We start from the raw sequence: 8,393 nt of genomic DNA on the forward strand, positions 1-8,393 counted from the left end.
CAGGTCTTCCAGGCGCGCGTTCAGCCGTTCATTGCGCTTGCGTGCCGCTTCCGTTTCCGGATACATGCGGGCCGCCAGTTGCAACAAGGGATCGTTGACGGCTTCGATCTCTTTGGCCGTTTTGGTGAAAAGGGATTGGATAAATTCCAGGTCTTTCAGGCGGGTGGCGGCGTAGGCTTTTTCCACGAATGCCCCAATCCCCTTTTCGCCGTCTTTAAGAATGGGTTCCAATGCCTGGATACGGGCGTCCGCGGGCAACTGGTCGGCCTTCATGAGCAGGCGCTTGAGCAGCGCCTTGTCCGCGGGTTCATAAAAACTCATAAGGGAAAAACGCAGGCGCTTGACCCTGCGCCGGACATCACTTTCAGAAAACAGGGGATCCCGTTCCGCTTTGGGTTTCTCCCGTTCCCGCGCGGTGCGATAGGCGTTGATCGCCAGGGAAGTCATGGTTCCGCTCAGGCGGTTCACCATGGCGATGACATTGTCCGCCTCCCGGGTTTCGGCCATTTCCTTGTAAATCCCGCCGATTGCGGGCAGCACGTTGCCGTATTGTTTCCACAGGCGGGGGTCTTTTTTCAAAAACTCCTGGAGTTCCGCTTCGAACGCCTGCTTTTTTTCCAGGAATCCGGCCCGTTTCATGCCGTCCACATTTCCCTGGTAGTTTTTCATGCCGTTGTTGAGTCCCTTGATGAATCCGGCCACTTTCATGCGCGCCACCACGGAATCATCCTGGAAGCTCTCAAGCAACTCGATGGTTTCCTTGTAGAGTTGGATCAGTCGCGGGTATACGTGTTCGAAATTATCCTGCACCGCGTGGGAAGTGCGGTAACGGTAGGTGCGGCCGGGGTAGCCCATGATAAAGGTGAAATCTCCTTCGCTCAGGCCTTCTCTGGCCACGCGGATCCAGGTGGCGGGCCGATAGGGAACGTTGTCTTTGTGATATGTGCGGCCGCTGCCGTCCGGAGCCATGTATATGCGCAGGAAAGAGAAATCGCCGGTGTGGCGGGGCCACATCCAGTTGTCGATATCTCCCCCGTAGTTGCCGATCGACTGGGGAGGAACATACACCGCGCGCACGTCGTCAAAACGACGGTAGACGTAAAGCATGAACTGTTCACCGCGGAACATGGGAACCACCTGGGCTTCCAGGTCGGGATGTCCCTTTTCGATTTTGTCCGTGATGCTGCGTATGAGCCGTTTCTCGGCTTTGCCGCGTTTGACCGGATCCGCGATCTTTTTGAATTTCCTGAAGCGCCGGGTCACGTCTTCCATTTTTTCCAGGATGCGGGCGGAATATCCCGGGGCTTCCATCTCTTCCGCCCGGGTCCGCGCCAGGAAACCACTGGTGATATAATCCGTGCCCTTGGTGGAGGCCCGTTGCACGGCGCCGAAAGCCACGTGGTGGTTGGTCAACACCAATCCCTCTGGGCTGACGATCTCTCCGGTGGCTCCCAGTTTCACCACCGCCCGGGCCAGGCAGGGTTTGCCGGGCGAATAGATATCGGCAACACTGATTTTCAGTCCCTGCTTTTCCAGTTGCAGGCCGGGCAACTGGTTGAGCAGCCACATGCCCTCTTCAGCCGCAGCATGGGTAACCAGGCAACCCATCAGGACCAGAATGCACAATGCACGTTTCATGATGACTCCTTTTGGACAGATTATTTCAGGCCGCCCTGACGGGGGGCCGTGTAATGTTGATACGTGATTCACATCGGTTTGGTTGCGTGTTTGAGTTGGCGTCGGCGGTGCGCTACAATCCAGGCATGATAACGGTCTGTGTGGCAAATATCCGAAATCGTCCAGGCCCTGATTCCCTCCCGGAGGTACCGCTTCATGAAAGATAGAGATCGCGTTTCCGGAGATCCGCGAAACATTCCCCTTGCCGTGGCCATGATTCCGGTTGTGTTCCTGGTGGCCATGCTCTCGGTGACCATTATCGTGTTCAAGCTGGATGCCCATATTCCCCTGATCTGCGCAACCGCGGTCGCGGCCGTTGTGGCCACGGTGTACGGGCACTCCTGGTACCGTGTCCGCGAAGGCATGATGCTGGGTATCCACCTGGCCATGGGCGCCATCCTGATTCTCATGGTGATCGGCACCATGATCGGCACCTGGATGCTGGCGGGGATTGTTCCCTCCATGATTTACTACGGCCTGCAACTGATTTCACCCTCGGTGTTCCTGGTGGCGACCCTGCTGATCTGTTCGATCGTATCCCTGGGTACCGGTTCCTCCTGGTCCACGGCCGGGACCGTGGGAGTGGCCCTGATCGCGGTGGGGCAGGGACTGGGAATTCCGGCGCCCATGGTGGCGGGGGCGATCATATCGGGAGCCTACTTCGGTGACAAGATGTCGCCCCTTTCCGATACCACCAACCTGGCCCCGGCCGTGGCGGGTACCGACGTGTTTTCGCACATCCGCCACATGATATACACCACCACTCCGGGGTATCTGATCGCCCTGGGACTCTACGCTTTGCTGGGAGCCCGGTTTGCCGGCGGCGAACTGCAGGGCGGCCAGATTGAGCGCATCCTGGCCGCCATCGACGCGGGTTTCTTTGTCCACCCGGTGCTGTTGCTGCCCCTGGTGCTGGTGATCGCCATGGTGGTGTTGAAGATTCCCCCCTTGCCCGCTCTTTTCGGCGGAACCTGCCTGGGGGGACTGTTCGCCATCGTGTTTCAGCACCAGAGCCTGGCGCGCGTATTTGCCGCCGCCCATTCCGGATACGTGGCCGATACCGGGGTCAGGATGGTGGACGAACTCCTCAGCCGGGGCGGGCTGGAGAGCATGATGAGTACCGTCGCCCTGATCCTGTGCGCGCTCTCTTTCGGCGGCATCATGGAAAAATCGGGCATGCTCGATACCATCGCCCGGGCGCTGCTGTACTTCGCCCGCAGCACGGGAAGCCTGGTCCTGACCACGGTTCTCTCCTGCATCGGCATGAACGCCATCGCCGCGGACCAGTACATGGCCATCGTTATTCCCGGACGCATGTTCAAGAAGGCTTTCGAAGCCCGGGGATTGCATCCCAAAAACCTTTCCCGCTGCCTGGAAGATTCGGCCACCCTTACATCTTCCCTGATACCATGGAACAGCGGCGGCGCGTTCATGTTCGCCACCCTGGGGGTGTACCCGTTGCACTACCTGCCTTTTGCTTTTATGAACCTGGCCAACCCCCTGGTATCCATTTTTTACGGCTACACCGGCATCACCATGACGCCGGCCGATGATGCAAAAAAAGAGGAAGAGCCCGAGGGTCCGCCGCAGCCCCATTGATTCCGCCGCGTAAAATGGTTATAGTGGAGACAGTCGACCAGACATCCGGGGCATGATCAACAGCTCCAAACCGAGGAGGACAATAAATGGATAAAGAAGTCAGTCTCAATCCCAACCAGCTTGTTTGTCACTTAAACAAGCCGTCCCGCGATTTTTCCCGCGCGGACATCGTGCGCTTTATTGAAGAACGGGGAATCCGCCAGATCAATTTCCGTTACGTGGGTGGAGACGGCAGGCTCAAAACCCTGAATTTCGTGATCAACAACCGCCGCCACCTGGAACACGTGCTGTCTACCGGGGAACGGGTCGACGGCTCCAGTTTGTTCAGCTATATCAGCGCCACCTCTTCAGACCTCTACGTGGTGCCGCGTTTCCGCACGGCTTTTGTCAATCCTTTCAACGAAATTCCCACCATCGATATGCTCTGCTCGTATTTTACCAGCAACGGCGAACCCCTGGAGAGCGCGCCGGAAAGCCTGGTGCGCCGTGCCCATGACGTGCTCAAACAAAAGACCGGCGTAACGTTTCAGGCCATGGGCGAACTGGAGTATTACCTGATTTCGGAAATCGACTCCATTTACCCCATCGTGCAGCAGAAGGGTTACCATGAATCCCATCCCTTCTCCAAGTGGGGTTGCGTGCGCCGCGAAGCGCTCAAAGTGATCAGTGAAATGGGGGGAAGCATCAAGTACGGTCATGCCGAGGTGGGAAATATCATCCACGACGACCAGGAAATGGTTCAGCATGAAATCGAGTTTCTGCCCGAAGATGTGGAGGTTGCCGCCGATCAACTGGTTCTGGCCAAGTGGGCGATCCGGGAGATCGCTTACAAGTACGGCCTGGAAGTCAGTTTCGCGCCCAAGATCATCGTGGGGCACGCGGGCAGCGGCATGCACGTGCATACCCGCCTGTTGCGAAACGGGGAAAGCGTCATGGTACAGGACGGTCGCCTGAGTGACGATGCCCGGCGCATGATCGCCGGATTCCTGACCCTGGCCCCGTCACTGACCGCTTTCGGCAATACGGTGCCCACCTCTTTTCTGCGCCTGGTACCGCACCAGGAGGCGCCCACGGCCATCTGCTGGGGTGATCGCAACCGTTCCGTGCTGGTGCGGGTTCCCCTGGGCTGGCTTGGCGTAAGCGACATGATTCGCCGCGTCAATCCGCTGGAGCCGCCTGCCCGGGACGAGTCCACGCGAGACAACCAGACCGTGGAATTGCGCAGCCCGGACGGCAGCGCCAACGTTCACCAGCTGCTGGCCGGCATGGCCGTGGCCGTGCGCCAGGGCCTGGAAAATCCGGACGCGCTCAATATCGCTGAAAAACTCTACGTGTCTACGGATGCCAGCAAAGTCGCGGACCTGGAGCAACTGCCCGCTTCCTGTTACGAAGCCGCCCAGCGGTTGCTGGCGCAGCGGGAAATCTACGAAAAAGACGGCGTGTTCCCCGCGGACATGATCGATAAACTGGCCGCCCAGCTGCAGGCCTACGACGACAAGGGCTTGAGTGAAAAACTCTACGGCAATGAGCAGGAGTTGAAGAAACTGGTTTCCCGCTTTCTTCACTGCGGCTGAAGACCGGCGCAGATATCAGCGGAACAGCAGGTCCATGACTTTGGGAATCGACCGGCAGGAGCGCTCCACCCGTTCCTCGATCTTTTGCGCCACCATGCCGGTTTCCTCCAGGTGGGGACGGATCCGCCGGGCGCACAATTGAGTTTTTCTTCAAAATTTCGCCTGCAAATATACACCCCTTCAACTTGACAGGCAAGGCGGGCTGGGTAAAATGGGAAAACCATGGTTGCCGTGAACAAGGACATTCATCCCGGTTCCCTGGATGTACTGGAGCAGGCCCTCGCGGCCGAGTCTCGGGTGCGGCCGCAAGTCCTGGTTACGCCGTTGACGGCATGCGGCGCCCTTGGGCGTGAAGCGGATTGTCGCTGTTGGCTGAAACTGGAGAACCGCCAGGCAACAGGATCGTTCAAGGCGCGCGGAGCCATGTCATTTATGCGCGCGCTTTCACAGCGTCCCGCCGGGGTGGTGACCGCGTCCACGGGCAATCATGGATTGGCCGTGGCCTGGGCCGGCAAGCGCATGCGCGTCCCGGTTACCGTGGTGGTACCCGAGAACGTATCCGGGCACAAAGCCCGTAACCTGGAAGCAGCCGGAGCCACGCTCGTGAGCTGGGGAGACGACGTGGTCAAGTCGGAAGCCCGGGCCCGGGACCTCGCGCGCGAGTCCGGGTACATATACCTTCCCCCTTACAACGACTTGCGGGTGGTCGCCGGCCAGGCGGGGGTAGGCCTGGAAGTGGAAAACCAATTGGGATTTCCGGATTATGTGATGGTTCCCGTGGGCGGGGGCGGGCTGGTGGCGGGAGTGGCCGGCTGGTTCCGCGGCCGCGGCGCTTCCACCCGCGTCGTCGGTTGTCAGCCCGAAAACAGCGACGTAATGGCGGCCTCTGTTGAGGCGGGGCGCATCCTGGAGCAACCGTCCCGTCCCACCCTGGCGTCCGCGGCCGCGGGCGGCGTTGAAGCGGACTCAGTCACTTTTGCGCTCTGTCGCGACCTGGTCGACTCCTGGATCCGGGTTAGCGAGAAAGAGATCGCGGATGCCATGGATCTGGTCAGCCGGGTTGCGGGCTTTGCGGTGGAAGGGGCCGCGGCCCTGCCAGTGGCGGCGATAATGAAAAACCCGCAAATGGTTGCCGGAAAGACTGTGGTACTGGTGATTTCCGGGGGAAACACGGATATGAGTCAGCCATGAATTCCGCCTTCGAACTCACTCCCCGCCGCATCCTTCTGTTCTGGCTGCCCCTGGCCATGACCTGGCTGCTCATGGCCGTGGAGCAACCTTTTCTGACCGCCGTGATCGCCCGCCTGCCCGAGGCCAAGTTCAACCTGGCCGCTTTCGGCGTGGCTTACGCGTTCGCCCTGATCGCCGAAGCCCCGGTGATCATGCTCATGAGCGCCTCCACCGCGCTGGTAACCGACAATCCCACCTTCAGGCGCATGCGCCGATTCACCTTCATGCTCAATGCCGGCGTCACCGCCGCGCTGCTGTTGCTGCTGATTCCTCCGGTTTTTGATTTCATTATGAAAGACCTGATCGGCCTGACCGAACCGGTGCGCAAACTGACCGCTCCGGCCCTGTTGCTGTTGCTCCCCTGGCCCGCGGCCATCGGCTACCGGCGCTTTCACCAGGGCATCCTGATCCGCGGCAACCGCACCCGCCGCGTGGCCTACGGCACCGTGGTTCGCCTGGCGGCCATGTCCTTGACCGGCCTGCTGCTTTTTCGACTGCGCCTGCCCGGCGCCCTGGTGGGAGCCGCGGCCCTGAGCGCCGGCGTGGTGGCCGAAGCCGCCATCAGCCACTGGATGGCCCGTTCACTGATCGCCGACCTGCTGGCGCGCCGGATCGCGGCGGCGGTTCCGGCCTACCGCGAAATCCTGAAGTTTTACGTTCCCCTGGCCCTGACCTCTTTTTTGGCCCTGGGCGTGCATCCCATGGTGACCTTTTTCCTGGGACGTTCGCGCTTTCCCATTGAATCCCTGGCGGTATTGCCCGTGGTCAACTCCCTGGTTTTCCTGTTCCGCGCCATGGGGCTCTCTTTCCAGGAAGTCGTCATCGCCCTGGAAAGGGAAAGCCGCCGCAACTACCAGCGCCTGGCCCGCTTTGCCGCGGGCATGGCCACCGTGGTCACCCTGGGCCTGGCCCTGTTCGCCTTCACCCCGGTGGGCCGGCTCTGGTTTGAAAACGTGGCCGGGCTGAAACCCGACCTGGCCGTTTTTGCCTACGCGCCCCTGCGCATCCTGGTTGTCATGCCCGCGTTGTCGGTCTGGATGTCGTTTCAGCGCAGCTCCCTGGTTAACGCGCGCGTGACAGCCCCGATCACCCTGGCAACCGGAGTCGAGATAGGCGTGATCCTGCTGGTTCTGGGAATCGCCGTGGGCCCGGGAAACATGGTTGGCGTCACGGCCGCGGCCATTGCCTACATCACCGGCCGGCTGTGCGCCAACTTCATGCTCCTGCCCCGCCAGATGCGGGCGGTGCGCCGCCTGGCTGAGTAGGGGAGGATGGTTGCCCCCTCACCCTCCCGGTGCTATAATGGCTGCACCGTGCGCCTGTAGCTCAGAGGATAGAGCTTGGGATTCCTAATCCCAGTGCCGCAGGTTCGAATCCTGCCAGGCGCGTGGCTCCCCATCAATAACTTTATTCCGACGCCCCCATCGAAAACTTACTGCACCGGTTGTCGTGCTATTGAATTTGATTGTCCCGAATTGTCAAATTGTCAAGAACCGTCCCCCTTTTTTTTTCCAGATAAACGATTGTTGTAGTTCCCTGTCAACCCAAGGAATGCTACAATTTAAGGCGGCGATTCCGGCAGGCCCTGCGGGTTGTAGTTCCCTGTCAACCCAAGGAATGCTACAATGTTTTTACAGGGAATGTCAAATTATTGGCAGTTGTAGTTCCCTGTCAACCCAAGGAATGCTACAATCCGTCCATGTTGTCATGGAGTATTGGCAGAGTTGTAGTTCCCTGTCAACCCAAGGAATGCTACAATTCTCATGGGGCTTTCCAAGGGATTTAAGAAGTTGTAGTTCCCTGTCAACCCAAGGAATGCTACAATCCAGCAGTTCCCGGCTCCACCGCGCCGTCGGTTGTAGTTCCCTGTCAACCCAAGGAATGCTACAATAAGCAATCCGGTCGGTGAGGATCGGTATGAGTTGTAGTTCCCTGTCAACCCAAGGAATGCTACAATTCACTTCACCGATGACGCAACGTCGGATGGTTGTAGTTCCCTGTCAACCCAAGGAATGCTACAATGGGAAAGCAACTCCGCCGACACACCCGACTGTTGTAGTTCCCTGTCAACCCAAGGAATGCTACAATTGACAAAAACCGCATCCCAGCCCGCGCCATGTTGTAGTTCCCTGTCAACCCAAGGAATGCTACAATCAGCCTATCATCCCCGGTCGCGGCTTTTTTGTTGTAGTTCCCTGTCAACCCAAGGAATGCTACAATCCGGAGCGGGAATGCTATTTATCGGGTAGTGTTGTAGTTCCCTGTCAACCCAAGGAATGCTACAATCATGGATGAGATGCTGCGATATAATTC

The 8,393-nt window shown here is 59.1% G+C and carries 5 protein-coding genes, 1 tRNA gene and 1 CRISPR repeat array; of the genes, 5 read left to right on the plus strand and 1 reads right to left on the minus strand.

Translation table 11 applies throughout. The features are described 5' to 3' along the window. A partial coding sequence (locus tag ENN40_04510) for a S46 family peptidase (protein HDP94608.1) occupies window positions 1-1,638 on the minus strand: 1,638 nt, incomplete at its 3' end. A 195-nt stretch (window positions 1,639-1,833) separates the two neighbouring features. Here ENN40_04510 and nhaC point away from each other — a divergent pair. The 5 genes from nhaC (at window position 1,834) to ENN40_04535 (ending at window position 7,468) form a co-directional block, all read left to right on the plus strand. Further along, window positions 1,834-3,276 (plus strand): Na+/H+ antiporter NhaC, encoded by a 1,443-nt coding sequence (gene nhaC / locus ENN40_04515; protein HDP94609.1) that lies wholly within the window; start codon window positions 1,834-1,836, stop codon window positions 3,274-3,276. Between the two features lie 86 nt (window positions 3,277-3,362). Then, window positions 3,363-4,850: a glutamine synthetase gene (locus tag ENN40_04520; GenBank protein ID HDP94610.1), complete on the plus strand. Its 1,488-nt coding sequence runs from the start codon at window positions 3,363-3,365 to the stop codon at window positions 4,848-4,850. 222 nt (window positions 4,851-5,072) lie between these two features. Then, window positions 5,073-6,041 carry a pyridoxal-phosphate dependent enzyme gene (locus ENN40_04525; GenBank protein HDP94611.1) on the plus strand — a complete coding sequence of 323 codons (969 nt, stop codon included), beginning with the start codon at window positions 5,073-5,075 and terminating at the stop codon, window positions 6,039-6,041. Window positions 6,042-6,097: 56 nt separating this feature from the next. Then, window positions 6,098-7,345 carry a hypothetical protein gene (locus ENN40_04530; GenBank protein ID HDP94612.1) on the plus strand — a complete coding sequence of 416 codons (1,248 nt, stop codon included), beginning with the start codon at window positions 6,098-6,100 and terminating at the stop codon, window positions 7,343-7,345. Window positions 7,346-7,395: 50 nt separating this feature from the next. Continuing rightward, a tRNA-Arg gene (locus tag ENN40_04535) sits at window positions 7,396-7,468 on the plus strand. A gap of 137 nt (window positions 7,469-7,605) precedes the next feature. Continuing rightward, a CRISPR array of direct repeats spans window positions 7,606-8,366; the repeat unit is 36 nt; unit sequence GTTGTAGTTCCCTGTCAACCCAAGGAATGCTACAAT. The last annotated feature ends 27 nt before the right edge of the window (window positions 8,367-8,393 follow it).

The sequence above is a fragment of the Candidatus Aminicenantes bacterium genome, assembly GCA_011049425.1.
GTDB lineage: Bacteria > Acidobacteriota > Aminicenantia > UBA2199 > UBA2199 > UBA876.